At 72.0% G+C, this 2,160-nt stretch carries 1 protein-coding gene and 2 pseudogenes; 1 reads left to right on the forward strand and 2 read right to left on the reverse strand.

Annotated features, from left to right (window positions below; all coding sequences use genetic code 11):
- Together FV228_RS27480 and FV228_RS27485 are read right to left on the reverse strand one after the other, a co-directional pair.
- Positions 1–249, reverse strand: a pseudogene (locus FV228_RS27480) (M23 family peptidase); the annotation flags it as partial.
- A 76-nt stretch (positions 250–325) separates the two neighbouring features.
- Complete coding sequence (locus tag FV228_RS27485) at positions 326–793, reverse strand: peroxiredoxin (RefSeq protein ID WP_147857406.1); 468 nt, start codon at positions 791–793, stop codon at positions 326–328.
- Between the two features lie 175 nt (positions 794–968).
- Here FV228_RS27485 and FV228_RS27490 point away from each other — a divergent pair.
- Positions 969–2,160, forward strand: a pseudogene (locus FV228_RS27490) (hypothetical protein); the annotation flags it as partial.

The raw sequence follows: 2,160 nt of genomic DNA on the forward strand, positions 1-2,160 counted from the left end.
CTCCAGCGCCGCCGCGACCCGCTCGGCCAGGCTCGATTCGGCACCGGCCCGGTCGCGGCGCGTGCGGTCGAGCCGGTCCTGCAGCTCGACGAGCCGGGCCTCGTAGGCGTCCCGCATCGCCCCCTGACGGGCCACGAAGCCGGCCAGCACGTCGTCGTGGAACACGATCAGGTAGGAGGCGCCGAGCGCCCACACGAGGGCGAGGGCGAGCCCGGCGGCGAGGATCTTCGGAAGCGGCGGGCGATGCATCGGGACGGCCCCGTGGGAGCCGTCATTCAGACCCGCTTAGGGTTAAGGATCCGTCGCGCCGCGCGCCCCAACCCGGTCAGGGCAGGGCCCGGGCGGCGTCCAGCACCGCCTCGGCATGGCCGGGTACCTTCACCTTCGGCCAGATCCGGGCGATGCGCCCCTCCCGGTCGACCAGCACGGTGGTGCGCTCCACGCCCATGTACTTGCGGCCATACATGCTCTTCTCGACCCAGACCCCGTAGGCCTCCAGCACGCCCTTGTCCTCGTCGGAGGCGAGCGGGAAGGCGAGGCCGTACTTGCCGCAGAACTTGTCGTGGCTCTTCACCGGGTCCGGGGACAGGCCGATCACCTGCGCGTCGGTCTCGCCGAAGGCCGGCAGCAGGCCGTTGAAGTCCTGCGCCTCCAGGGTGCAGCCGCTCGTGTCGTCCTTCGGGTAGAAGTAGAGCACGATCTTGTGACCCCTGAGCGCCGACAGGGCGATCCGCCCTCCGCCCGAGGCGGGGAGGTCGAAATCGGGGGCCGGATCGCCTTCTGACAGTGGCATCGTGCCTTCCTTTCGGCCGATTGATGGTGTGCAGTCCCGCCATGCGCGGCAGCACCATCAGGTTGCGTCGCGCCGCCCGAGCAGAACTCGGAGACGCGCCCGCTGTAAAGCGCGGCCGCGCTTCGATCCACCGGCCGCGGAGTTCCGCGCGCGAAGCCCCGGAACAAGGGTCCCGATGGCGGACGAGACGACCTTGGCAGGCAAGCCTCGGGGGACGGCGCGACGCTGGGGCGGGTTCTGCCTCGTCGGCGCGCTGACCCTGGTGCTGCTCGTCGGCGGCGGGATCGGGCTGGCGGCCCTGCGCCTGTCCAACGGCCCGCTGCAGATCGACGCCCTGTCGCGCCGGGTCGCAGCCGCGGTGGCCGAGCGGATCGGGCCGGGCTGGAGCATCGCCATCCGCGGCAGCAGCCTCGAGCTGGACCGCGAGAACGCCCTGAGCCTGCGCTTCTCCGGCCTCGACATCCGCAACCCGCAGGGCGACCTGGTGGTGCGGGCGCCGCTCGCCGTGGTCAGCCTCGACCCATGGGGCCTCCTGCACCTCAACCTGCAGCCGCGCTCGATCGAGTTCCGCGAGACCCAGACCACCGCCCTCGTGCACCGGGACGGCTCGATCGCGTTCGCGGCCTCCGAGGCCAACCACCCGGTCGACATCGAGCCGCACACGCTGCCGAGCGTGGACGACGCGCGCGGCAAGGTCTCGCCGATCTCGGCGACGCTCGCCTCGATCTTCGGGGTGGTGCTGGATTCCAGCGGCATCGTCGGCGCCCTCGACCGCGCCCGCCTGACCGATGCGCGCCTCCGGCTGATCGACGACGACGGCCGGGAGCGCGCGGTGTTCGCCCGGGTCAACGGGTTGTTCGGGCGCGATCCCGTGAACGGAACTCGCAACTTCGAGTTGCGTCTCGACGGTCCCCACGGCGAGTGGCGCTTCGGCGGCTCCCTGCGCGAGGGCGGCGAGGCGCAGGATGGCAAGCCGCAGGCGCGCTCCGGGGTGATCACCCTGGACGACCTGCCGGTGCCCGACCTGCTGCTGCTCTCGGGCCAGTCGAGCCTGCCGCTGACCACCGACCTCAAGCTCTCGGCCCGCGCCGACGTGAGCCTGACGGCCGGGCGGATCACGTCCATGAACGCCAAGGTCCATACCGGCGACGGCACCTTCCTGATCGAGGAGAAGGACTTCAACCCGGTCACGGTCGAGAGCCTGGACGCGACCCTGAACTGGGACGAGACCGGCCGGGTCATGTCGCTGACCGGCCTGGATTACCGGGGGGCCGGCAACGCGGTCCACCTGACCGGCGCCTGGACGGAGAGCCCGCCCGACGCCGCCACCGCCTGGACCGCGACGCTCGCGAGCCGCGACGCCGTCC

Origin of the sequence: Methylobacterium sp. WL18 (assembly GCF_008040015.1) — a bacterium.
GTDB lineage: Bacteria > Pseudomonadota > Alphaproteobacteria > Rhizobiales > Beijerinckiaceae > Methylobacterium > Methylobacterium mesophilicum.

Bases quoted from the DNA above. Each gene is read 5' to 3' on its own strand.
- FV228_RS27485 (WP_147857406.1), bottom strand. From the start codon at position 793: ATGCCACTGTCAGAAGGCGATCCGGCCCCCGATTTCGACCTCCCCGCC.